General features: G+C 40.0%; 22 protein-coding genes and 1 pseudogene. 11 read left to right on the top strand and 12 right to left on the bottom strand.

Annotated features, from left to right (window positions below; genetic code table 11):
• Nucleotide 1 precedes the first annotated feature (1 nt).
• The 6 genes from WA256_RS07875 to WA256_RS07850 form a co-directional block, all read right to left on the bottom strand.
• Nucleotides 2–1,813 carry a DUF4209 domain-containing protein gene (locus WA256_RS07875; protein WP_287201667.1) on the bottom strand — a complete coding sequence of 604 codons (1,812 nt, stop codon included), beginning with the start codon at nucleotides 1,811–1,813 and terminating at the stop codon, nucleotides 2–4.
• An 11-nt stretch (nucleotides 1,814–1,824) separates the two neighbouring features.
• The gene (gene hsdR / locus WA256_RS07870) at nucleotides 1,825–4,389 is read right to left on the bottom strand and encodes an EcoAI/FtnUII family type I restriction enzme subunit R (protein WP_287201666.1); all 2,565 of its coding nucleotides are present in this window, start codon (nucleotides 4,387–4,389) and stop codon (nucleotides 1,825–1,827) included.
• Complete coding sequence (locus tag WA256_RS07865) at nucleotides 4,389–5,627, bottom strand: restriction endonuclease subunit S (RefSeq protein WP_287201665.1); 1,239 nt, start codon at nucleotides 5,625–5,627, stop codon at nucleotides 4,389–4,391. Before WA256_RS07865 ends, hsdR begins: the two co-directional genes overlap by 1 nt.
• Nucleotides 5,624–7,096: a class I SAM-dependent DNA methyltransferase gene (locus tag WA256_RS07860; RefSeq protein WP_287201663.1), complete on the bottom strand. Its 1,473-nt coding sequence runs from the start codon at nucleotides 7,094–7,096 to the stop codon at nucleotides 5,624–5,626. The genes WA256_RS07865 and WA256_RS07860 overlap by 4 nt, the downstream gene beginning before the upstream one ends.
• Before the next feature lie 53 nt (nucleotides 7,097–7,149).
• Nucleotides 7,150–7,701: a recombinase family protein gene (locus WA256_RS07855; RefSeq protein WP_287201692.1), complete on the bottom strand. Its 552-nt coding sequence runs from the start codon at nucleotides 7,699–7,701 to the stop codon at nucleotides 7,150–7,152.
• Between the two features lie 547 nt (nucleotides 7,702–8,248).
• Nucleotides 8,249–8,539 (bottom strand): hypothetical protein, encoded by a 291-nt coding sequence (locus WA256_RS07850; protein ID WP_287201659.1) that lies wholly within the window; start codon nucleotides 8,537–8,539, stop codon nucleotides 8,249–8,251.
• A gap of 386 nt (nucleotides 8,540–8,925) precedes the next feature.
• Between WA256_RS07850 and WA256_RS07845 the strand changes: the two genes are divergently transcribed.
• Nucleotides 8,926–9,654, top strand: coding sequence for a helix-turn-helix transcriptional regulator (locus tag WA256_RS07845; RefSeq protein WP_287201657.1), 729 nt, complete (start codon nucleotides 8,926–8,928; stop codon nucleotides 9,652–9,654).
• Nucleotides 9,655–9,772: 118 nt separating this feature from the next.
• The gene (locus WA256_RS07840) at nucleotides 9,773–9,994 is read left to right on the top strand and encodes an AbrB/MazE/SpoVT family DNA-binding domain-containing protein (RefSeq protein ID WP_287201654.1); all 222 of its coding nucleotides are present in this window, start codon (nucleotides 9,773–9,775) and stop codon (nucleotides 9,992–9,994) included.
• Between the two features lie 133 nt (nucleotides 9,995–10,127).
• Here the strand turns inward: WA256_RS07840 and WA256_RS07835 are convergent, their stop codons facing one another.
• From WA256_RS07835 to WA256_RS07810, 6 genes and pseudogenes are all read right to left on the bottom strand, one after another.
• Nucleotides 10,128–10,640 (bottom strand): hypothetical protein, encoded by a 513-nt coding sequence (locus tag WA256_RS07835; protein WP_287201651.1) that lies wholly within the window; start codon nucleotides 10,638–10,640, stop codon nucleotides 10,128–10,130.
• A 10-nt stretch (nucleotides 10,641–10,650) separates the two neighbouring features.
• Nucleotides 10,651–12,807 carry a hypothetical protein gene (locus WA256_RS07830; protein ID WP_287201648.1) on the bottom strand — a complete coding sequence of 719 codons (2,157 nt, stop codon included), beginning with the start codon at nucleotides 12,805–12,807 and terminating at the stop codon, nucleotides 10,651–10,653.
• Entirely contained in the window at nucleotides 12,800–15,196 is a 2,397-nt protein-coding gene (locus WA256_RS07825; RefSeq protein ID WP_287201646.1) for a hypothetical protein, read from the bottom strand. The genes WA256_RS07830 and WA256_RS07825 overlap by 8 nt, the downstream gene beginning before the upstream one ends.
• A complete protein-coding gene (locus WA256_RS07820; protein ID WP_287201644.1) occupies nucleotides 15,197–16,657 on the bottom strand; it encodes a tyrosine-type recombinase/integrase in 1,461 nt (486 codons plus the stop codon).
• Between the two features lie 95 nt (nucleotides 16,658–16,752).
• Nucleotides 16,753–17,256, bottom strand: a pseudogene (locus tag WA256_RS07815) (AAA family ATPase); the annotation flags it as partial.
• A 52-nt stretch (nucleotides 17,257–17,308) separates the two neighbouring features.
• Complete coding sequence (locus WA256_RS07810; protein WP_371319660.1) at nucleotides 17,309–17,542, bottom strand: DUF1653 domain-containing protein; 234 nt, start codon at nucleotides 17,540–17,542, stop codon at nucleotides 17,309–17,311.
• Nucleotides 17,543–17,605: 63 nt separating this feature from the next.
• On the opposite strand from WA256_RS07810, the gene WA256_RS07805 reads away from it, so the two are divergent.
• Genes WA256_RS07805 through WA256_RS07765 form a run of 9 tightly spaced genes read left to right on the top strand, consistent with a single transcriptional unit; the run spans nucleotide 17,606 to nucleotide 23,271 of the window.
• A complete protein-coding gene (locus WA256_RS07805) occupies nucleotides 17,606–18,088 on the top strand; it encodes a DUF2947 domain-containing protein (protein ID WP_058585776.1) in 483 nt (160 codons plus the stop codon).
• 59 nt (nucleotides 18,089–18,147) lie between these two features.
• On the top strand, nucleotides 18,148–18,780 hold the full coding sequence (locus tag WA256_RS07800) for a hypothetical protein (protein WP_335990330.1): 633 nt from the start codon (nucleotides 18,148–18,150) through the stop codon (nucleotides 18,778–18,780).
• 22 nt (nucleotides 18,781–18,802) lie between these two features.
• Nucleotides 18,803–19,093 carry a cell division protein FtsB gene (gene ftsB / locus WA256_RS07795; protein WP_335990328.1) on the top strand — a complete coding sequence of 97 codons (291 nt, stop codon included), beginning with the start codon at nucleotides 18,803–18,805 and terminating at the stop codon, nucleotides 19,091–19,093.
• A complete protein-coding gene (gene ispD, locus WA256_RS07790) occupies nucleotides 19,083–19,784 on the top strand; it encodes a 2-C-methyl-D-erythritol 4-phosphate cytidylyltransferase (RefSeq protein ID WP_335990326.1) in 702 nt (233 codons plus the stop codon). Before ftsB ends, ispD begins: the two co-directional genes overlap by 11 nt.
• The gene (gene ispF / locus WA256_RS07785; protein WP_055198208.1) at nucleotides 19,781–20,263 is read left to right on the top strand and encodes a 2-C-methyl-D-erythritol 2,4-cyclodiphosphate synthase; all 483 of its coding nucleotides are present in this window, start codon (nucleotides 19,781–19,783) and stop codon (nucleotides 20,261–20,263) included. The genes ispD and ispF overlap by 4 nt, the downstream gene beginning before the upstream one ends.
• Nucleotides 20,260–21,288, top strand: a complete 1,029-nt coding sequence (gene truD / locus WA256_RS07780; RefSeq protein WP_062564836.1) for a tRNA pseudouridine(13) synthase TruD — start codon at nucleotides 20,260–20,262, stop codon at nucleotides 21,286–21,288. Before ispF ends, truD begins: the two co-directional genes overlap by 4 nt.
• Nucleotides 21,289–22,053 carry a 5'/3'-nucleotidase SurE gene (gene surE, locus WA256_RS07775; RefSeq protein ID WP_054560899.1) on the top strand — a complete coding sequence of 255 codons (765 nt, stop codon included), beginning with the start codon at nucleotides 21,289–21,291 and terminating at the stop codon, nucleotides 22,051–22,053.
• Complete coding sequence (locus tag WA256_RS07770; protein WP_054551144.1) at nucleotides 22,043–22,681, top strand: protein-L-isoaspartate(D-aspartate) O-methyltransferase; 639 nt, start codon at nucleotides 22,043–22,045, stop codon at nucleotides 22,679–22,681. Before surE ends, WA256_RS07770 begins: the two co-directional genes overlap by 11 nt.
• 11 nt (nucleotides 22,682–22,692) lie before the next feature.
• On the top strand, nucleotides 22,693–23,271 hold the full coding sequence (locus WA256_RS07765; protein ID WP_335990322.1) for a YqaA family protein: 579 nt from the start codon (nucleotides 22,693–22,695) through the stop codon (nucleotides 23,269–23,271).
• The last annotated feature ends 35 nt before the right edge of the window (nucleotides 23,272–23,306 follow it).

The raw sequence follows: 23,306 nt of genomic DNA, 5'->3' as shown, positions 1-23,306 counted from the left end.
CCTACTCTTTCTCGGCACTATAAAGAGACCGAACAACTAACCGTAAAATCATCCACCAACTATATACACTGGCTACGCTACTTGAGCTTCCATCGCTAAGTAAACCATGAGCAACTTCATTACGTAGATTAGGCCCCACTGACTCGGTGAATACTGCTTTTAGTTCAAACAGTAAGTCTTCTCCTAAAATTTCTTCAGCTCGTTCGTTATTTAGCAATGTAGTTAGCCCGTTTTCATTTTCAATACCTTCTCTATCGATATTTGAGGTATGAACTCCTTCGCTCTTTAAAATCATCCTTACAAGATGCTCTACTTGTGGAGCCAATAAATGAATACCATTCCCAAAATCATGTTCGAAACCACTCCATAGTGCACTGGCCATTAGGTACTCTCTTCCTTCAGGTACAACTGGTGAGTGATAACAAATTAATCTTAAATATTCCTTAGTTACTCTGAACTCAGACAATATTTGATTTAAGGCGGGAATGATTTGTCCCTCTACAGTTAATTGCATGTCTTGATGAAAAGTTTGAACAACTTTATTAAAAATGGACTTTTCGCTCTGATGTGAATCAATATCGAAATTGATAGCTGGTGTTTTAGCAATTACTCTTCCATCACCCGCCATATGGGTTCCTGCGAATAAATTACTGAGCGGAAATTGTTGAATGTTCTTAACTGTCCTTTGGCGTAAATCTTGATATTTTTGAACAGAAAAGCCTGTAAAACACAGCAAGGCAAGCTCTAGAGTTTCCTTTTGCCCAACGTGTTTCCTTGCGCCAATAACTAGCTCTGATATATCAATTCCTGGGCTTTTTATAAGGGCCATTTCGCCTAATGAACCTGAACCTGCTTCGGTGATTTTATCTCTTATCGACTTTAGCTTTTCAGTTACTCCCAGCTCATCTCTTCTTGCAATAGGTATTCTTCGATATGCTTGTAATGCATTTTCATAAAATGAATTCGCAACCATCTGGCTAGGAGCATTACTTCCAGCCTTAGAGTCACCTTCTAATTCAAAACAGTCAGCTGCTATCAATAAACAATCTAGCCAACTTTCCTCATTACCTAACGATTTAAAAATACGTTCAGACAGAGATAAATACTCTCTAGCTTCTCTATAACCTAGATTTGTATGAAAGTCTTTAGCCTTATCAAATAGTAGCTCTGCCAATGGTTCCATTTGGTCTCTACATAATCCATTACCGTTAATTATTTCTGCAATCCATAGGTGCATGAATGAACTATCTGGATATTCACTTTTAAGTGCTGACTGTAATGTATTTTCGATATTTTCTATTGAGTCTGTATCTCTAATCTGTCTGGCTAGCCTGATACACCTTTTCCAACAGTCCCCGATATCTGAATGCCAAGTATCTGGGTGGATAGGAAGAGTTAGGTAACTTTCAATAGCTGTACGAACATGGGATACTTTTTTAGGGTTTACACACAACCACAATAAATCTGCAAACCGAGCTTTAACTAAATGATCTTCAATACCTACTAATACATTTTCAATGAAAGATAATTGTTCAGTGTTAAAGTCATCAGCAATTGCGGAACGCTTACCTTCCAATCGTATAAATGGCAGAAATGGTTCATTGGCACTGTCTGGCTTAAGCACCATAGAACAAATAGCGGCAGCAAGGTCTAATGCATTTGCTAGTGCTTCATTGTTATTTTCTCGCTCTAATTTTGAATGCTCCCTATAAGTAGAGCTGATTGAATAATATCCGTGCTCAAATGGGGGCTTAATTATCTCATTGCTTTTAGATATAAAAGCATCAGGCAAACATAACTCTGTTGATTCCATTCAAATTTTCCTTACTCATATAAATATCTCTGAAACCCGACAAAGGTTTCTCTGATTACTGAAGGCTGGCCTAATTCGGCGATTGCATCATCGATTGTGCCGTATTTCAGGTCTATTAGGCTGCGCATCTTCTTCCTAGATAGTTCTGTAACACCATCTTCCACATATTTGTCTAGTACAAAATCAATGAACTGTTGCTGTTTATCGCTTACATATGTTGCGCTGATTTTTGGATGAGCAGTTGAAGCACGTTGTTTGCGTGTCAGGGCTTCTGCGGCAAACGCTACGTAGCGCAGCACGTCGTATACGTCACTATCTTTGGCATCGATTAGGTCTTTCATGCCTTCAAGTTTATCCTCGTCGTAACCAGCCTCAGTTAAGTTTTCGAGCAGCTTCTCGCGTGTGGTTGGATCGCTCCAAATAGCCCTTAACTGATCTTCATCTTCGAAGAACTTTGGCAAGTCATCAAATAACCGCTCGATAAATTCTTTTGCCGTAATAGGTTTATCACCAAACCAATACATAGCGGACTTAATGTGCTTAATTTCACGTGTTTTCCCATCGTTTAATTTGATGAGAATTTTCTCAGTTCGGTTACAAATACATGGCTCTTCACCACATACCCCGCATGGTTCGGGTACACATACACATGGGCTCTCACCACACTGCTCACAGGGTGGCTGCAAGCATATACATGGCTCTTCATCACATACGCCACATGGTTCGGGAGGGCAATTGCAAGGAGAAAAGCCACAAACCTCACATGGTGCCTGTTCGCAACTACAAGGGTTATCTCCACAGACATCACATAATTCTGGAGGTGGTAATGGCTCACCATCCCACTCGGGATCAGCAAAATTATGATGTGCTTTAACAAAGTCATAAATGGTGAAGAAGTCTTTCCCTTCATACATCCGCGTACCACGCCCGATGATTTGTTTAAATTCAACTATGTCGTTACATGGACGCATCAGCACTATATTGCGAACGTTTCTAGCATCTACACCGGTAGAGAGCTTTTTAGAGGTTGTTAGTATGGTCGGAATGGTTTTCTCGTTGTCTGAGAATGTATTTAAGTCATTTTCACCAGCTTGGCCATCATTAGCTGTAACACGCACACAATAGCTGTTATTTGTCGTCCATCCTTTATGTTTAGCATATTGATTAATATAGTCGCGCACGCGTCCTGCATGTTCTTGAGTGGCACAAAACACGATGGTTTTTTCATTGGGCTTGAATGCATCCATCCAATAGTGAACTCGCTTTTCTTCACGTTCGGGGATGGTGATAATACGGTTAAAGTCGCCTTCTCGATATACTCGCCCCGGCTCTGGATTACCCTCAACTACCACACCGTCACCTTCGGTATATACATACTCATCCATAGTGCCGACAATCGGAAACACTCTAAATGGTGTTAAGTAACCGTCGTTAATACCTTCTTTCAACGTATAGCTATAAACAGGCTCGCCAAAATAGCGATAAGTGTCGGCATTCACTCGGCGTTTAGGAGTTGCTGTTAATCCAATCTGCACCGCAGGCTCAAAGTATTCCATGATGCGCCGCCAGGTGCTCTCGTCGCTAGCACCACCACGGTGACATTCATCAATAATGATTAAGTCGAAAAAGTCACGTGGATACTGTCTGTAGTACGCATTTTCATCTTCAACTAACTCAGCTTCATCGTCTTCTTCAACCTCGGAGTTTGGCCCACTCATCAAGGTGTGAAAGATAGTGAAGAAGACACTTGCGTTCTTAGGCACTCCACCGCGTTTTCTAATATCTGCTGGGGTAATCCGCACAATTGCATCTTCACCAAATGGACCAAAATCATTGAATGCTTGATTAGCTAGTATGTTTCTGTCCGCTAGAAATAAAATACGAGGACGGCGCTTTGCCTCATCTGGATTTTTTTGTGCTGTTAAACTCCAGCGGCTTTGAAACAGCTTCCAAGAGGTTTGAAAAGCGATACAAGTTTTACCAGTACCTGTCGCTAACGTAAGTAGTACTCTTGGACTACCCGCAGATATCGCATTCAATGCGTTGGTAATTGCATTTTCTTGATAGTAACGTGGTTGCCAATCCCCCTTAGTTTCAAAAGGAATAGCAGCAAAGCGCTCTTGCCATACCCGTTTGAAATCTGGGGTGTCATTGGGTTCTTCGTTAATAATTCGTGCATACATTTCAGCAGGTGAAAGGTAGTTGTCTACTAGACCTTCTTCACCTGTTAGCATGTCTATTAAGTAAATCTCATGACCATTAGTGGCATAGGCAAACCTGCACTGTAAGCGCTTGGCATAGTCTAGCGCTTGACGAACGCCGTCAGCGTAACTTAGACCTTCTTTTTTTGCTTCCACTACGGCCAGGCGCTGGCCTTTGTATATAAGTAAGTAGTCTGCACTCAGTGGTTTGGTACGTTTGCCTCCGACTAGTATTCGGCCAAGAGTAATTGGATATTCCCGACGAATACGGCTATCGGTGTCTTTTCCCCAGCCATGAAACTCTAAGCGAGGATCAATGTGGTCGGCACGTGTTTCTGCCTCGTTGCGATTAGCTTTCTTCTTCGGGATAAACATCAGGCAGCAGCTCCTTTGCTTTGTGTGAGTTCGCCAGTAAAGGCTTTTTGGAGTAGTGAGCTTTTCAATTCACTCAGGGCTTCAATTTTACCTAGATAAATTGATTTAAGCTTGAGGACATTAGCCTCCAAAGTAGACAGCTTGTTAATGAAGTCGTGCTGATCTTTAAGCTCAATTGGATAAGATATTTCAAACGACTCAATTTGGGCTTTTGTTATCGCTTGTCGAGTTGAGCCTGCTTCACCTATGCCAAGAAGCAAGTCTTTGTAATATTTTGAAGTTAACAAAAAGCATAATAATTCAGGCCTTATGGTTCCTGGCCTAACGCGAATAATTGAAACGTGCTGATTAACTCTTGCAGGAAGGTACTCTTTTTGTACTAAGCAACATCTAGCCACCGATGCACCAGTTATGTTGAGTAGCACGTCACCTTCGTTTAATTCGACGTTACTTAGTTTTGAAGCCTGGTTTTCATCTATAAAAGCTAAATCTTTCTCCATGAACTGCCTATCATGAACATTCATACTTCGTATGAGAGAGATTCCTTCGCTTTTGTATGCTGCCTTGCCTCCTCTAGGCGTAGCACCACTACCTATTTTAGATGTGATTAACTTTAAACTATTCGTAACCCATCCTTCATGATTGCCTCTAAATGTTTGTTGCAAGCAGCTTTCAAAAAGCTCTGTAACGTTGTCGAGATTTTTTTCGGTGGTTTCCCGAGCTTTATCGATGTCAGCAAAGGCTTGATCAAGAGTTGCGACGATTTGTTTTTGCTCTTCTATAGACGGTAAAGGTATTTCAGTATGCTCAATAAATTCTTTTGGGACTCGCCTATGACCCACAGCTCCAGTCATTACAGCTGCACCTTCTTCCCGAAAAATGGGCCTAAGCAAAAAATAGTACAAATATTCCGCAAGCAATTCTTTATTGGGCCTAAATACAATAAATTCACTAGAACCAAAACCAATACCATTAGTAAGGCCTTTCGCGATACCTAGTTTTCCATTTTCAAAGCACGGTGTTATCTTCGCCAACAAGACATCATTGTCGGCAAAGTAGGTATAGCTTCCAGTCACCTGAGAAAGTGGCTTTTGCTCGTCCAAAACTAGGTCTTTTCTATTTATACCTAGATTATTCATCGGTACAAACGAGACCATATCTGTTTCGTTGAGTAACTTTTTAGCTTCAGCTTTTGGTGGTTTAATGATGCAACAATCTTTAAGTTTTACGACTCTCATGTGCGGAATACCTTTTGAATGTCCGCCAGAATAACTTCAGATCTCTTATCGAGAGCTATGATTTCTTCAATAATTTCAGACGGCTCTCTTAAAGCTACTTTGTCTTCCACGTTTGGGTTTTTAACTGACAAGTCCCATGTAGACTCACTTAACTCACTCTTACTAATAGACCATGACTTAGATGAGTCGGAAAATGTTCTCTGTAGTTCGACAAAGTCTTCTAAGTCAACGTCATTTAACGGGTTAGTTTTACCCAAACTACGGCCTGGTTCGAGTTGGTAGAACCATGTTTTTTGCGTGGGCTCACCTTTGGTAAAAAACAGCACCACGGTTTTTACACCAGCACCCAAGAAGGTTTTGGCAGGGCAGTCAAGCACAGTATGCAGGTTACAAGTTTCTAATAACTCTTTACGCAACGCTACAGCAGCGTTATCAGCGTTCGACAAGAAAGTATTCTTGATAACAATTGCCGCACGGCCGCCCGGTTTAAGGGATTTCATAAAGTGCTGCAAAAATAGAAATGCAGTTTCGCCCGTTTTAATAGGGAAATTTTGCTGCACTTCTTTTCGCTCTTTGCCACCGAATGGAGGGTTCGCCAAAATAATATCGTGCTGGTTATTTGGGGTGATGTCCTGCAAATTTTCGGAAAGGGTATTGGTATGAATAACGTTCGGAGCTTCAATACCATGTAGGATCATATTCATTATGGCAATTACATACGCCAGTGATTTTTTTTCTTTTGCGTGAAATGTGTTTTCTTGCAGAAATTTAAGCTCATCTGTTTTTAGTTTACGCTTTTCTGCTCCGCCTTGCCTAAGGTAGTCATACGCTTCACACAAGAAGCCCGCGGATCCTGCGGCACCATCGTATATGGTTTCACCTATTTGTGGCTGTAAGATATCAATCATGGCACGAATGAGGGGGCGAGGCGTATAGTACTCACCACCATTTCGACCAGCGTTACCCATGTTCTTAATTTTCACTTCGTATAGATGTGAAAGTTCGTGTTTTTCTTCTTGTGAGCGGAAACGTAGTTCGTCGACCTTTTCTAATGCGTCGCGTAACGAATATCCGCTTTGAATTTTATTTTTGATTTCACCAAATATTTCGCCAATTTTGTACTCAATAGTGTTTGGACTGTCGGCCCGCTGTTTGAATGACTTAAGGTAAGGGAATAATTCTTGGTCTACGTAATCAATAAGATCGCTACCGGTAAGGGCATTATCGTGGTCAAACTCACCATTGGCTTTTTTGGGCGCAGCCCAGCTGCTCCAGCGGTGTTCTTCATCGATAATAAACTGATAATCTTCTCCGTCCATATCTGCATATTGTGACTTAGCTCGTTCTAAATCATCGAGGTACTTTAGGAATAACATCCATGAAGTTTGTTCTGTGTAATCTAATTCGCTAGAACAACCAGCATCTTTATGAAGAATGTCATCGATATTTTTAAACGTTTGTTCAAACATTATTATTTTGTCCCTGATAGGCGTTTGCCTAATAAAATATTTCTATTAATTTTTTAACTATTTTCTAGCGCTTTATTTAATGTTGGCCGGCTCACATTAAAGTGCTTGGCTACTTCAGCTTTGGTCATAGCTGGGTCGAGCAACATTGCATGTGCTTTTTTTACATCAGTAGATGTTAGCTTTTGTTTCCTACCACCTCTGCGGCCTCTTGCTCTCGCAGCTTCAAGACCTGCTTTGGTTCTTTCTGATATTAATCTACGTTCAAATTGAGCAATTGAACCGATCATATGAAACGCTAGCTCACCAACAGCCGTTGTTGTGTCTATGTTTTCATTAAGGCTGATAAAATGTACTTGCTCAGATTTAAAACCATCAAGTAACTCAATTAAGTCCTTTAAGCTACGACCAAGCCTATCTAATCGCTGAACGACTACAACATCTTCAGCTCGCAATGTATCTATCATACGTTCGAGCTCTGGTCGTTGCTTTGATCTACCACTGCATTTTTCTTTATATATACGCTCACAGCCTGCCGCTTTTAAAGCATCAAGCTGAGCGCTTTCTGATTGTTCGTCCGTGCTAACTCGTGCATAGCCGATTTTCATCATAATCCTAAAATCAAAGGTAGGTTTACTTTACTTTGATTACTTTACGGATTGTTTTACGCTTAGGCAAGCCAATTGAGACATATATCGTGAGGTTAACGATGGTAAATTAAACGACCGTTTATTTTACATGCGAAATTAAAATATCAATATTTAGATCAGAATCAAGGCTTGATTCTAGTATCCTCGACTAGCGAGGTTTATAAATAACTCTAACATCTTTAGCCGAGTATTCTTGTTTCGCATGCCAAAGATCAAAACTTGATTGCTGATTAAGCCACGGCAACGCTGTTCCACCAAAGGCCTTTGCTAGCTTAATTGGTATTATAGGAGTAACGCCGCGTTTTCCGTTTAATATTTGATTTAATTGGTTCAATAGCTAACTTAGCAGCAGTGCTGTTCACATCTAAATTAAGGGGTTTAAAATACAATTCATCCAAGCTTTCACCAGGGTGTGGAGGACTAAACATTTGCATATTATTTCCTTCATTAATCAACTATAAATGAATTTATACCAGCCCCTTAACTTAATGACTTTACTTTATTTCTAGGAGTACATGCTACTTACTTCATAGAAGTTTTCGAGTTGTGTTAGGGTTACTTTAATGCGCTTGGCCAGCATCATGCGGCCCTCCAAGTCCAGAAAGCGGGATTTGGCCAGAGCCCTAAGGTTTGTATCAACATTTTCAAATACCTCCATCTTTTCTGCAATGTAGCATTCGTCTAAGCCCTTTTCTTCAAGTACTGCACATATATCATGAACAATGGAAGGGGTTGAGTCTTGGACAGTTAGATGGGGGCACTCAGAATGAGATTTTGAATCAAGGTTTTCAGACATAGCAAAGCTCCAAAACAACATATTGTTGTTTGTTAAAAGAGTGACATTGCTCTATGTCTAATTAAGAAATTTGTGATTCTAGGCCACGCAATCAAGCACAGCTTAGAAGTATTAAGGTCAGTTAATACTTCTTCAATGCTATAACATATGTGAGAAAAGTCAAATTCCATATTTATCTGGTATCGAATAATAACCCCCTCTTAGAAGTCTTCATCTTGGTCGAAATACTTAATTAAGGCTTCATTCTGATCTGCATATTGAAATAAGGCTTCATTTAGATCTAGACACTTAATTAAGGCTTGATTCTGATCTAAATCTTATTGAAATACTGCTTTCTCTTATAGTTATGTTAGCCTTTGTTAGAAAAGCTTTGGATATTTTCTGATATGGCAAAAGAAAGCAAACCACGACAATCCAATTCATTTAAAAATACTTCATTAAAGAACCCTGGAGTTGACGTTTTTACTTCAAGAAAAAGAAGCAAGAGTAAACTTGAACAAATCAACGGTGCCAATTCAAAAATATCTTCGCCACCAAGGATAGACATTGACGCATTAATAGAGGGTTTAAGTTTTTTTAAACGAGATACTGATACGAGCGGTTTTGTGAATGTCCCTAACAACAAGCAAACACTGCACCCTGCAACGATCTTCAAAAACTTATATTTGACCAAAGCTCAAGCAAATGGCCTAGACAATAAAGATTTAATTGTCAGCTTAGGTATCACTGAGCAGCAATTTAATGGCTTTCTGAACAAAGATGTTCGGGTTAATAGGGCTTTAGCAAGCAAGCTGAGAATGGTTACAGGTATGCCGGACGAATTCTGGCTGCGAGTTCAAGCTAAGTTTGATAGCTATTACAAAGAACATACGGATTGTAAAAGTATGGAATTATTTGAAATCACAATTCATCTGAACATTGGTGACTCATCGCTTAGTATGGATGATATTGACGACCATCTGTATGAAGCTGGGTTTGATGACGCATTCATTAGTCACAATGGAAAAGGAGCGATCTCTGTATCCATAGAGCGAGTCGCTTCGACAGAAAAAGAGTTGTTCGATGAAGTTAAGGAATACCTCAACATTTTATTTCCAAATGCAGTATTGCTTTAGTTGGGGATAAACAGAATAAGCCTTAACTTGATCTATCTAGTTTGATTATAAATGTCTAAAACACAAACAAAAAATTTTTTCTATAATGAAAGATAATCACAACTTGGGGTGTTGTTTGATGATTTTGACAGTCGGTAAAAACGGAGCGATTCCACTACCTAATGAACTATGTGAAGATAGTAAAATTAGTATCGGTGATATTTTAATTTTTACCATCATAGAAGATAACCGTTCAATTAAACTTGAAAAGTTTGAAGATCAAACATTAAGTGATGAACAAATAGAAGCGCACGGCAATTTAACCCGTGTCGAAGAGATAAACCTGAAAGATTTCGAATAAAAAATAAAGTTCGCTAGTGTTCGCCGTTTGTTATTCTGTGTCCGGAGTTTCGCTCTTTCTGAATAGTCCAAGCCTATTTATCGAAACATATAGATCAGATATGAGTTACTTCAGATAAAGTTAAAGCATTTGACTATTTTTTAATTTGAATCACGTTATTTGAATAGCGTTGAGATAGTTTCTCAAACAAGTCTTGTCGCTCTTCTTGAGGTATCAAGTCGAACAATGCAGACGTAAGCTGTATATAATCAGCATGAATTTCTTTATTAATTTTTTCTAGTGATTGATGTTTTGAATACTCCAATTGAGACTTTTGGGTCAGCTCTCTCTTTTGCTTCTGAAGTTCTTTTTTCTGCTTTCTAAGCTTAGTTATCTGATTTTGAAGATGATAAATATCAGAGCTATCTGCGCTTAAATTATCTTGACCCATGGGATTGTTTTGATTTTCAATTAAAGCAAGAATATCAGGGTGATTTCTGAGGCTACTTACGCTTAATCCAGCTTCCATTTCTACGGTAGACTGATTCAGTTTTACTTTTTTTCTCTTTTTCAGGGTTTTGTTTGTGTATGTGCCTTCGACTATCCGTGTAATTGCGGCTTGAGCTTTGGCAGCTGTGTTTTCTTTTTTTACATCTCTAATTGGCATGCATTTCTCCCTAAATTGAAACAACATCTGGAATAAGAAAATTTTCAACACTTTGAGGCAAGATAATTTGCTCAAACGGTATTTCAAGATCACTTAATATGCGTTCACAACTTCTAATTTGAACCACTAATTGTGAGGCTACACTGCTGTTTAGCTCACCTTGCTCATCTAAGATAGATAAGTTCCTATGCGCATTAAGGCGCTTACCCTCTGCATATAAGCCATCCATAATTACATCGAATTCGCAATCAACACATTCATCAAGTGAAACATTGATTCGCATGTCACATTGGTTATTAGTGCAGTACATCCCGGGGGCAATAGCATGAATATGACTCTTTCCTGACTTTAATAATTCGCGCCAATAACCCACGTCTAGTTTTCGCTTATTGTCACCTAATTCGAAATAATTATGGCTTCCAGCTATTTTCTTAAGAGCCTTACCTTTACCTCCTGCAATGCGACCATTTTGGGCAATACGCTCATAGACGTTGCTAAGCAATTTAGATCTTTGAAGAACCCGCTCTTCATCAAGCTCATTGCGAAGTTTTCCCCAGTATGTAGCATTATTAGCATAGTGCCGAGTCATTGCAGTCGACAAGTGAGATAACTGTTTTTTGAGCTGTGGAAAGGCCATTAACTCAAGGCCAATCATATAGAAAGCAAAACTACGGCGTGTTTGATGTGGTGTAAACTTGTAATTCAATCCTACACTATGTTCTTGATCTGGATTTGATGTTTGCAGAAAGCTAACATCGTCCACTGTTAAGCGATTCAAACAATTGGCATTCAACCATTTATTGACGTTCTCTCTCAATGACGCGTTCCAGCCTGCTTTAGTGTTTGTAGTCAAAAAATTTGACGCTTTAAGTGAAGCGAAGAATCCAGAAGGCTCTTTAATTCTTTTTAAGTATGGACGGTGTATAGTACTCAATAATTTAAAGGCGTTATGTCCTGTCTGAGTGGTTACAAATATATCTTCAATTGTTTGAATACCGGTTTTAATTTTTGATTGCCTTGTGGTGAACACGTGAATTTTTTGCTGATTGTAAGTATAACTTTGAGCTCCAAAATCAGGGTGCATTGAATTCAACTCATCAATTCTCATCCCACTTAAGATTAAACACATCGCTTTGCATTTATAATCTAACTCGAAAAGGTAATCTTTAAAGCTACCGATGGTAGCAAATGAAAGCTTACCGAGTTTGAAAGGTTCAAAACTCCATGTGGATAACTCGCTGTAAGCAGAAAACCCCTTCAGAGAAGGCTTCAATTCCTCCATTAGCTCTTCCCATTTACCAGGCTTAGTGACCTCAGAGCTAAAATTATCGACTAGCTCAATTCCATTCTGTGTGAAGTGGCCTTGGATATATTCATATACTTGCATGTTTTTGAATGGGAATGGAGCCGAAGACGCTCCCTCACGCAGACATCTGAATAAATAATCTTTAAAACGTTGCTGAATATCCAACATACGCTCAATTTCTGACTCTAGTTGAGGTAAGTGACGCAAAGTGAGATTTATTTGAACTGTATAATCGTTAATCAAGTTGTGAAAAATTCGAGGCGGAATCACTAAGTGTTGTTTTTTAGGACGATAAACGATTCCAAGCTTTCTAGCCGTTTGCTTTGTGAAGTTAACGCTGAAAGGTAAGTGATCATAATGCTTAATGATAATGTTCAATACTGACAGAATACGACCATCTGAAAACAGTTCATAATTGTCATTTGCGAGCTCTTTCAGCACTCTATTGTTTAGCATTGAAAAACTATCTAACCCTCTCTCTAGCATAACGGTAGCTAATTTTTTCAAAACATTTACATCTCCTCGTATAGAACCGAAGCTTATGAGACTTTTACCTGTGTATATTCTAGCAAGCGAGAACGACTTTATTTCGTTTGTGATATTGCGTTCTAATTTTCTATCATCAACAGTGAAGGTGAGGCTTTCAATTTCATGTTTGCTAATCACATCGCCAGCCCATTTATCTTCATCAAAGCTTACCGAATTTCCATTAGCTGAAAATAATGCAGGTAAAGCTCCCACTTCCTTCCATTTACACTCTTTCATCAGCGGAAGTAATTTATCACGGTAGTAATTTTCGTCATTGTTACAAAATGGGGTAGATAAAAATTGATAGCTAATGCCTTCTCTAAGTTTAAGCATTGTAGTTAGTTCCTTCCATTGATAATAAGAAATCTTCATTGTGAAGAGGGTAACGCCCTTCATTACTCAATTTTTCTTCAGCGAGTTCTAGTATTGAAGCTGATAAATTGCTTTGAGCTAAATCCAACAAAGATTCAGCTCGCATGCTCAACTCCTGCTCTCGTTCAGGTAAGGAGTATGTTGATTCTTCAAGTAACTCTACGAATGAAAGTAGCTTGTATGCGCTTTGAACGTCATTTACTAATTTGGCACTTTTGCATTCAATACATTTATCATATTGAAAGCATTTTAGAGTTATTTCATCTGGAACTATTCTCTTAGCCCTAGTTGACGTAGAGCGATGTTCCTTAAGAGCTTCTCCACTTGGCTTACCATCACAAAGTAGTCCATTGGGATTAGTTGCAACTCTTTGTTTTTTCCACTCATCATATTCAAGGACTGTTATATTTCTTCTTGTTTTAACTCTATTTTTTGCATCATCAATAGACTCTGAACGTGCAAATTCTTCCAAGACTTCAATTGCTTGGCTGGCAATTACTTGGTTTTGGACAATGTCACCTTCTAGGTAATGGTCATGTAGTGTTTTTATGTTATTTTGCAGCAATGATGTGGCAACGCTTAAGCCACCATTTTCATTGTCATAGTTATCAGAAGCACCAGAAGAGCGAAATTTTTGAGCTGTTATCCCAATATAATAATCGTCGGTATGGATGCCCACTTGCCGTAAGACAAACTTGACTGGCAACTCTGGACCATCCCATTGATGAGTTTGCCATTTATATCCCAGCGGCAGTAAAAATGGAGTTAATCTTTGATTTGGGTGGTATTGACTCTTTAAGACTGGGTTATAATAGGCTGAGTAGCTTTCAAGCCGACGAATAAAAGTAACATACCTACTTTCAGTAAAAAAGCTTCCAGTCGTTCCATTGCTGTAGCTAAAAGATATTTCAACTTTGCCCTCTTCATCAATGTCCGAATACTTCAGAGGCATATATATATTCTTTAAGCTTATATTAGTCATACTTCGAAGCGCAGCGAAAGCTAGTGGTATTGCAGTCCGTTTTACGTCTTTCGGGCGTAGTTCATGTATTTCTTTTATTACTCTACCATTTGATATTTTGACCTTTGTAATGATCTTTTTATCAATAACTTCAAAAAATCGCTCCACAAGGTAAGGGGTATGCAAAGACTTTTTGTCACTGTATACACTAAGAATCGAATCTACACTGATCGTTCTGTTAGGCTTAAAAGGTTTTAACTTACCCTCGTATGAAAGTAGGTAAAACAATGGCGGATGCTTTGAATTACGATAGTGTGAATTGTATTGTTTTGACAATTCACTTAATGCATTGATAAACGTAATCCCATCCGTTTTTTCAATCTGAAAGTAAAGATCTTTACTCTCAATTGTATCGTGGTCATCAATATCAGAAAAAAATGCTTCAACCTGCTTATTCGCTCTGCCTTTCCATGCTCGTATGGTTGTGTATCGGGTAGTTCTATTTTCTTTCTGTAAACTTGATGATTCGATTGGATGAGATACATTTATTATCGAAGTTGTGTTTAAGTTACTGTAGTAACAGAATAGGTAATAGCCCATTGTCATCGCGACATTGAACGGTGATGACATGTTGATATCGCCTGTTTTTGGTTTATTGTTTAATAACTCTAAAGATAATATTTCGCCATTTTCGAGCTCGTCTAAGACAGCCGTTATGTTTTCGGGAATAATAGTTGTCTTTTTATTAGCCAACAACTCACTGCAAATGGAAAAAAACAAGAATTGAACGCGGCGAAGAAGTTTACTTTTTTCATTTTCAGAAAAAGGTTTAGTAGGGTTCTTATCACTTGTTATCCTTGGAACATCTCTGCTCCATGATTCTTGAAATGTTTTCGCCCGAACTAACATTTTTGTTATTCCAACCAGTCTCGCTTCAGCCGTTGTAGCTTTAATACCAAGCTCTTCATTATCTTTGTACATATATGCAAATGCATGAGGTTTGTTTGCAAGTTCTATAAGGCGCATCAACTCCCCACTTCGACCACAATAACTTAGGTACCCTTTTCGCGAAAACGGATCAATACCTTTGGCGTCGCAATAATTCATATAAACAAGGAAGCTTTGAAACATTGAGTATTCGCTATCCTTTGATTTACCATCGCGAAGGCTTTCTTTAATTTGAACGGCTATGTTGATGATGTATGATTTTTGCTTGTCGGATTGAACAAGTTTAAGGAGCGATTCGAAATCCAAAACAACATCTTGATTATTACTTAACCTAAATTGTTGTTTTAAGATATGCAGATCAACAACATCCCTGTTTCGAGGGGTTATAGATTGTTCAGCTTTTAACGCTGTTTTCAAAGGGCTAGATCTTAATTTTGTCATCTAACCTCCTAAAGAAAGGCTATTTTTAAGAGCGCTCCTTGCAACTTTATTTTTGCGTGCTGCAAAATTAAGCTTAGCTTGGCGGTCGTTCATGAAATTGATGTATTTCTCAGTCTCTTTTGTTGACTCGTGCCCCATCAATGTAGCGAGCTCTTGCACTAATAAATCAAATACTAGGTTACGCTCACTGGCATGTTTTCTTAACCAATGAGTTGCAAATGTGGAGCGCAAATCGTGAACACGGTAGTACCAGTTTTCATGTTTTTTTGTAATCAATGAACGAATGTCACTCATACACTTTTGTATCGTTTGCTTGCTGTAAGGGAGGCCGTTGTTATTTATAAATAATCGCTTGTGCTCATTTTTTTCCTCAACAAATAACTCTTTTTTGAAATTTTCTTCAATCCCGCCTTTTGCAAAGTGCACTTCCTTTTTGGCGTTCATCTTTGCTTCATGTTGATTTTTCAGTCGTTTCAACCCTTTGGCTAGAAGCTCGATTCTTTCATCGCTGTGAAGATACTCATGCAATCTGAGCATTAATGAGAAAGGGATCTCTATAGTGCGCTGTTTATCAAATTTCGTTTTACAACCATTCGCTGGCCCAATTGTGAATGGTATTACCTCAGAGTCAGATGTTGGATAATGGATGCCAGACTCAGGAAATGATACCAATTCTTCAACTCTAAGACCTGTCTCAATTGCAAGTTCTAGCATTAGGCCTTTTGTATCTGTAAAACTCGATTGTTCATCAGATTTGAGATGAGTGATAAAGATATCTTTATCCTCGTAACTCATTGGCTTCAGTTTCAAATGACTAGGAGTTGATTGCACCTTGGGAAAACGTTTCATTAAGTCAGTTGTTTGAACTTGGATTGCTTTTTTCTTATTTTTAACATGGCCAAGTAAATCATTATTGTCGATTGATTGATCTAGTCTTAATCTAATTTCTTTAAATTCGAATGGTCTTTTCTCTCTTGTTATGAAAAATAGGCCAGAAGTGTGCAGCCACTTATAAAACTTAATTACGATACCCATATATAATCGAGCTGTTGTAATTGAGTATCCATCAGGGTTTTTTATTACTTCGTTCGTTGTTGGATCAACCTCTTTAAGGTTATCAAGCAGGTAATCAGCATACATCCAAGCAACACCTTCTTCAGGGATACGTGTAAGAGAAGTGTAAGATTTATTTATAAGGTGGAGGAAACGCTGGAAAGATAATAAAGCGTAAGCTTCAGATGAGGTATTCTTATTTCCTTCTTGCAACTGTGCATACAGGAATTGAGTATGTGGGTAAAGTGGAAAGCCATTTCTACCAAGGATGGTCGTCAGTTTTTTCTTTCTTTTAGATGACTCTTTTAAACTGAGTTGTATTTCGCCGGACTCAGACTCAACTGAAGTGACAAGCTTCGGGAAAGATAAAACATCGACATCTATCGTTGTAAAATCATCAATACTCATTTGACAATCCTTATCAAAAAGTTCAGTCAAACTATAGGTCTTATTTTTTTAAAAGTAAAGTAGCAACTGTAAGAGTCTTAATTAATCGCCAACTTTAGTTCTTTTTCGTTATTTGACGTAATGATCACAATCGGACGCTGCTTTGCAATAACTCGCTCGCCGGTTTCATAAACATGAAACTCCATTTTATCGAGCTCTAATAGCAAGTCGTTGGGAAATTCAATATCGGCTTTGTCGATTTCATCAATCAATAGCACAGGGCGTTTGTTATGTTGCTCACCATAGGTAAAGGCTTGCCATAATTTCCCCTTTACAATGTAGTTGCTGATATCGTGCACACGCTCATCACCTAACTGGCTGTCGCGAAGGCGCGATACCGCATCATATTCATACAGGCCTTGCTGCGCCTTAGTGGTTGATTTGATGTGCCACTGAATTAGTGTGGTGTTTAAGCTTTTTGCAAGCTCCTCGGCTAGCATGGTTTTACCTGTTCCGGGCTCACCTTTTATTAGCAGCGGCTTTTCGAGCAAGATCGCTGCGTTAACGGCTTGTTTTAATGAGTTACTGGCAATGTAGTTGTCGGTTGAATTAAAAAGCACGATGTCACCTTATCTGGTCTGAGCAGTGATTAATAGCGTCATGATGCCACAGTTAGTCGGCGTCTGAAAGGTATGCAAAACGCGGTATCGTTTTACCCTCCACAGTGACGGTTTCTGTAAACATACTAAGCGGGCGTGCCCACATCCCAAATTCGCCATATAGCGCTTGATAAATTACCAGTGGCTCATTCGTTTCGCTATGAGTAGCAACATATTCAACTTTGTATTTTGGACCTTTGTAATGTTGGTAAATACCGGGTTTGATTGTCATGTGTTTATCTCGCATCTTGGAGTCATTTGGGTATAATTGCAGTTTGCACATTTTACGCTGAAACAAACTGCCTAAACTATGAATTATATTTCGTTAGATGAATACAAAAAAGCCTGGGTTTTTCGTCATAAAGATATGCCGATAAGCAGCGAAGACGCAGCGCAAATAAAACCAATGAGTGCTGAACGCGCTGCGGTTTTATGGACTACCATGGTGAGCCGAGAGCATGATCACCCTGACTTTTTTGATAAAACAGATTGGTGCGGCAAAGACGACAGCTTTTCAGAGACCATTAACTGGGAAAGTGCATGGGAAGCTGGCGACGAGCAGTTACCAGAAGAAATCCTTAACCACTTAGCGTGGGAAGCAAACACCACTGTTTATTTTTGCATGGCTCGCGACAATATTATTGAAACCAGCTTTGCCGTTTTTAAACGTTGTTGGCAAAACTTTATGTTTTTAGCTGATGGTAGTTTGTTATTAGGTAAAAAGCGTGATGCAGTGGTGCAGTTTTTAGAAACTGGTAACGCAAAATTGGGTAAAAAAGGCGCAGTAAAGTAGCGCTCAATAAACGCTCTATGCTATAAAACAGTCAAGCAATTGTTTTATAAGAGCGCGCATTGTCTAAACCAACTTCACAGAGCGAACACTCGCAACAAGCCGAAATTTGGCAAACTGATGCCGAGCGAGCTTTGTATGCGCAGTTATGTAATGCATTTTATGCTCGTGAGATCCCGCGTTTAGTTGATGAACCTGATGCAGCAAGGCTTAGACGCTTATTAGCAAGCCTGCCATACTATATTGAGCGTTTAGCCATGCGTATTGTCAGTGGTGATGCGCCATTACAGCTTGACTCACAAAATGGCAGTTGGCTTGAAAAACAAAAAACAACGCCGCCTGTTTATAACAAAAAAGACTCAAAAGACTTTTATAGTCAATATGCTAAGCGCGGGTTAATTGTTCCCGTGTTAATTAATGACGAGCAATGTACAAGGGTGCGCATAGACAGCTTAGATCAAGTAAGCGACAATAAGGTACATTGCAACGAGCTTGGTTGGTTTGATACTTCCGGTGAATCGCTTGAAAACACGCATATTCAATTGCTTAAGCCTGCGAAAGCGGTGATGGCAGCAGCGTGTTGCGGTCATCAATGGCAATTTAATAAACGCATCACACCTAAGCGTTTGTCATTAAGAGAAATGCTGCTAGCAAGCAATATAAATTGGCGTAATTTAAAACGCCCTTTGACTTAATTTAACCGCGAAGGAGTGTTCAATGCGGGTTTTTCAATTCGCCTTGTTGTGTTTGGCTTTATTTATTCAGTACCGCTTATGGTTTGGCCATAATGGGGTGCAAGATTACACTCGTTTAAAACAAGCGGTTATCTCCCATCAAGACACCAATACGAAATTATTAAAGCGCAACAAAGTGCTCAAAGCCGATATTGAAGACTTAAAACTCGGTCAAGAGGGCATTGAAGAGCGGGCGCGTAATGAATTAGGAATGATAAAACCTGGCGAAACCTTTATTCGCGTATTACCAGGTCAACAACAAAATGAACACTAAGCAAACTATTACCGCCATTGTTCCCGCTGCGGGAGTAGGGAGTCGAATGCAGCATTCGGCGCCAAAGCAGTATATTGAACTTGCGGGTAAAACTATTTTAGAACATACCCTAAGTAAACTTGCAGAACTTAACGAGTTAAACACCATTAAAGTAGCAATCAGCGATGATGACGGCTACTTTGCTGATTTACCACACATAGATAAGCGTATTGAGCGCGTGAGTGGTGGTAAAGAACGCGCTGATTCAGTACTAAACGCCTTACTATCACTTGCTAATAACCCACCTGATTGGGTGCTCGTTCACGATGCAGCAAGGCCGTTAGTGTGTCTGGCAGATATTCAGCGTTTAATGACAGAATGCATCGCTGCTAATGAAGGCGGTATTTTAGCGTCAAAAGTAAAAGACACCATTAAGCGCGGCCATACCCACAGTGAGCAAACGGTGCCACGTGATGATTTATGGCAGGCACTCACCCCTCAGTTTTTCCCTTATCAAGCGCTGACAAATGCGCTATCAAGTGCCCTTAAAACTGGTGTGACTATCACTGATGAAGCATCGGCAATTGAATGGGCTAAGCAGCCTGTTAAGCTGGTTGCTGGTCGCAGTGACAATATTAAAATCACCACCCCAGAAGATTTAGATTTAGCAGCATTTTTACTGCAAAAACAACAAAACGAGAGTACCTCATGATTCGAATTGGCCATGGCTTTGATGTACACAAATTTGGCGGCGAAGGCCCGCTGGTAATTTGTGGTGAAAAAATAGATTACCCACAAGGCTTTTTAGCACATTCAGATGGTGATGTTGCTATTCATGCATTGTGTGATGCCATATTAGGTGCATTAGCAATGGGTGATATTGGTAAGCATTTTCCAGACACCGCGAGCGAATACGAAAATATTGATAGCCGAATTTTACTACGCCACGTGGTTGGGCTTGCTAAAGAGCAAGGTTATGTACTTGGCAATGCCGATGTCACGATTGTGGCACAAGCACCAAAAATGTTGCCACATATTCAAGCAATGCGTGAAAACTTATGCCAAGACCTTGAAGCTGATATTTCACAAGTCAATGTGAAAGCAACAACTACAGAAAAGCTAGGGTTTGAAGGCCGCAAAGAAGGTATCTCAAGCCACGCAGTCGTGATTATGAGCAAACAAAGCGCATGAGTGAGTTAAACTACCTATACGGTAAACCTCTTTCTAAGGCTGACTTTAAAACCCATGCTGAAGACTTCATGGTTGATGAAGACTTAGGTATTGAGTTTACCGGTTCTGGTGAACATGTTTGCTTGCAGGTTGTAAAAAAAGGCGAAAATACTCAGTTTATTGCGAAACGCATTGCCGAAAAAGCAGGGGTATCTCCACGTGATGTGAGTTATGCAGGCTTAAAAGACCGCCATGGCGTGTGTACCCAATGGTTTAGCGTGCCAGTTCCCATTAAAAAGCACATAGAATTTAGCGAACTGAATAACGAGCAGTTTTTTGTAATATCGCAACAGCGCCATAACCGTAAGCTCAGAACCGGTTGTCATAAAGGCAATCGCTTTACCATTACATTACGTAATGTCACTGAGCCGCTGGATATTTTGTGCCGTATCAACGCGGTGCGTGCTGGTGTGCCTAATTACTTTGGTGAGCAGCGCTTTGGCCATGGTGGTCACAACCTTGAAATGGCAAAGCGCATGTTTGCTGGTGAGCGTATCCGCGATAAAAAATTGCGTGGCTTAGTTATTTCAGCTGCGCGCTCTTATGTATTTAATGAGATCGTGAGTATGCGAGTTGCCGAGCATGGCCTTGCGAAAACAATGCACCGCGAAGTGTTTATGCTCAGCGGCAGTAATGCATTTTTTGAAGACAATATTAGTGATGACAATATTGCGCGCTTAGCGTCTGGCGATATTGTGATGTCGGCACCTATGGTGGGTAAAGGCGAAAAAGGCCTGACCGAAACCGAAAAAGTGTGGCTCGAACCTTATCAGTCTTGGATAGATGGCCTTAGCGAACTTGGCCTTAAGAATGAGCGTAGAATGTTACGACTTATTCCTGATTCATTAGCTGTTGAAACGATTGATGAAACTACTTTAAAGTTAAGTTTTGGTTTACCAAAAGGCTGTTTTGCTACCGCCCTGCTGCGTGAGCTGGTGGACTATCAAGATACAAGCCCCAGAGAACAAAAACAAAAGGATGCGTAAATGAAAATCTTATTGAGCAATGATGATGGCGTACATGCTAAAGGGATTGCGGTTTTGTATCATGCATTGACGCAAATAGCAGATGTGACCTTAGTAGCGCCAGATCGTAATTGTAGTGGCGCAAGTAATTCATTAACGCTCATGAACCCATTGCGTGCAACCACCCTTGATAATGGCTTTATTTCGATTAATGGCACGCCGACTGACTGTGTGCATTTGGGAGTTAATGAATTAGTCGAGCAGCAGCCAGATCTAGTGGTTGCAGGAATAAACCACGGCGCCAACCTAGGTGATGATACCTTGTATTCAGGTACAGTAGCAGCGGCCACTGAAGGGCGCCACTTAGGACTGCCGGCGATTGCTGTGTCGTTATGCTCTAAAGAAGGAAATCACTTTGAAACTGCAGCTGCGGTTGCGGTGAGTATTATCAAAGAGTTGGCATCGCACCCATTACCGAAAGATCAAATCATCAACTTAAACGTGCCAGATATTCCGCTTACAGAGCTTAAAGGAGTTAAGGTAACCCGTTTAGGTTCGCGTCATAAAGCTGAAACCATGACGAAACAACAAGACCCATGGGGCCGTGACATTTATTGGTATGGTACCCTTGGTGCTGAAAGTGATGCAGGTGAAGGCACTGATTTTTATGCCATTAATAATGGTTATGCATCAGTGACCCCGCTTAGTGTTGATATGACGGCGAAAGAGAGCTTACAAGCCGTCGATAGCTGGTTAGCAAATATGGAGATTAATAGTGCTGACTAATTATAATCGCAGTGCACTGGCATTAGCTGAACTATTAAAACGCGAGGGTGTAGAAGATAGTACTGTGCTTGAAGCGATAGCCTCAACACCCAGACACATTTTTATCGATGATGTTTTGCAACACAAAGCTTATCAAAATACTGCACTGCCAATCGGTCAAGGGCAAACGATTTCGCAGCCATATATTGTCGCACGCATGACTGAGCTGCTTCGCTTAGCGGGCGTACGTGATAAAGTGCTCGAAATTGGCACAGGCTCTGGCTACCAAACGGCAATACTGGCAAAAACCTTCACTAAAGTATGCTCGGTAGAGCGTATAAAAGCATTGCAATGGCAAGCAAAACGCCGTTTGCACAAGCTTGATTTATATAATGTCACCATGAAACACGGTGACGGCTGGCAAGGTTGGCAGTCGCAAGCTCCATTTGAGGGGATTATTGTTACTGCCGCTGCGGCCACTATGCCACAAGGACTTCTGGCACAACTTGCTGATGGGGGCGTTATGATTGCACCTATTGGTGAGCAAGATCAGCAATTAATGATGGTCGTTAGAAATGGCGACACTTTTACAGAACATAAAGTTGCACCAGTACGATTTGTACCTTTGGTACCTGGTGATATTGAATAGGACGTTAAACTTTGAAGTTGTTTACTAAGTTATATGATATGGCGCTGATATGGGCCAAACATCGCCATGCGGAGCGTTATTTAGCAGGGATGAGTTTTGCTGAATCTGTTTTTTTTCCGGTGCCACCGGATGTCATGCTAGCACCTATGTCGCTTGCTCAGCCAGATAAAGCATGGCGCTTTGCCAGCTTTACGACTATTGCTTCAGTGATTGGCGGTATTTTAGGTTACTTACTTGGCTTTTGGTTATTCGAACCAGTAGTTGAACCGCTAATTGCGCAAATGGGTTGGCAAGCCAAATTTGACACAGCGCTAAGTTGGTTTGAAAACTATGGTGTATGGGTGGTGTTTTTAGCGGGCTTCTCTCCTATACCTTATAAGGTTTTCACCATAGGTGCAGGTTTGATGCAAATGGCATTCTTGCCATTTTTAATTGCCTCGGCAATAGGTCGTGGCGCGCGTTTCTTCTTAGTGTCGGCTTTAATGAAGTGGGGCGGCGTTAAAATGGAGCAAAAATTACGTCAATATGTTGAAGCGCTTGGCTGGGGATTAGTTGTTTTAGTTGTGGTTGCGTACTTTTTACTACGATAACCCGTAAAACCATTAAACTAGTACGATAAGGAGCA

It is taken from the genome of Pseudoalteromonas sp. CH_XMU1449-3, from assembly GCF_037027245.1.
Taxonomy (GTDB): domain Bacteria; phylum Pseudomonadota; class Gammaproteobacteria; order Enterobacterales; family Alteromonadaceae; genus Pseudoalteromonas; species Pseudoalteromonas shioyasakiensis.
This window is presented reverse-complemented; position numbering and strand designations above follow the sequence as displayed.

Excerpts from the sequence above, each read along its gene's own strand:
- WA256_RS07875 (WP_287201667.1), bottom strand. The coding sequence starts at position 1,813 with ATGGAATCAACAGAGTTATGTTTGCCTGATGCTTTTATATCTAAAAGC.
- hsdR (WP_287201666.1), bottom strand. The coding sequence starts at position 4,389 with ATGTTTATCCCGAAGAAGAAAGCTAATCGCAACGAGGCAGAAACACGT.
- WA256_RS07865 (WP_287201665.1), bottom strand. The coding sequence starts at position 5,627 with ATGAGAGTCGTAAAACTTAAAGATTGTTGCATCATTAAACCACCAAAA.
- WA256_RS07860 (WP_287201663.1), bottom strand. The coding sequence starts at position 7,096 with ATGTTTGAACAAACGTTTAAAAATATCGATGACATTCTTCATAAAGAT.
- WA256_RS07855 (WP_287201692.1), bottom strand. The coding sequence starts at position 7,701 with ATGAAAATCGGCTATGCACGAGTTAGCACGGACGAACAATCAGAAAGC.
- WA256_RS07850 (WP_287201659.1), bottom strand. The coding sequence starts at position 8,539 with ATGTCTGAAAACCTTGATTCAAAATCTCATTCTGAGTGCCCCCATCTA.
- WA256_RS07845 (WP_287201657.1), top strand. The coding sequence starts at position 8,926 with ATGGCAAAAGAAAGCAAACCACGACAATCCAATTCATTTAAAAATACT.
- WA256_RS07840 (WP_287201654.1), top strand. The coding sequence starts at position 9,773 with ATGATTTTGACAGTCGGTAAAAACGGAGCGATTCCACTACCTAATGAA.
- WA256_RS07835 (WP_287201651.1), bottom strand. The coding sequence starts at position 10,640 with ATGCCAATTAGAGATGTAAAAAAAGAAAACACAGCTGCCAAAGCTCAA.
- WA256_RS07830 (WP_287201648.1), bottom strand. The coding sequence starts at position 12,807 with ATGCTTAAACTTAGAGAAGGCATTAGCTATCAATTTTTATCTACCCCA.
- WA256_RS07825 (WP_287201646.1), bottom strand. The coding sequence starts at position 15,196 with ATGACAAAATTAAGATCTAGCCCTTTGAAAACAGCGTTAAAAGCTGAA.
- WA256_RS07820 (WP_287201644.1), bottom strand. The coding sequence starts at position 16,657 with ATGAGTATTGATGATTTTACAACGATAGATGTCGATGTTTTATCTTTC.
- WA256_RS07810 (WP_371319660.1), bottom strand. The coding sequence starts at position 17,542 with ATGCGAGATAAACACATGACAATCAAACCCGGTATTTACCAACATTAC.
- WA256_RS07805 (WP_058585776.1), top strand. The coding sequence starts at position 17,606 with ATGAATTATATTTCGTTAGATGAATACAAAAAAGCCTGGGTTTTTCGT.
- ftsB (WP_335990328.1), top strand. The coding sequence starts at position 18,803 with ATGCGGGTTTTTCAATTCGCCTTGTTGTGTTTGGCTTTATTTATTCAG.
- ispD (WP_335990326.1), top strand. The coding sequence starts at position 19,083 with ATGAACACTAAGCAAACTATTACCGCCATTGTTCCCGCTGCGGGAGTA.
- ispF (WP_055198208.1), top strand. The coding sequence starts at position 19,781 with ATGATTCGAATTGGCCATGGCTTTGATGTACACAAATTTGGCGGCGAA.
- truD (WP_062564836.1), top strand. The coding sequence starts at position 20,260 with ATGAGTGAGTTAAACTACCTATACGGTAAACCTCTTTCTAAGGCTGAC.
- surE (WP_054560899.1), top strand. The coding sequence starts at position 21,289 with ATGAAAATCTTATTGAGCAATGATGATGGCGTACATGCTAAAGGGATT.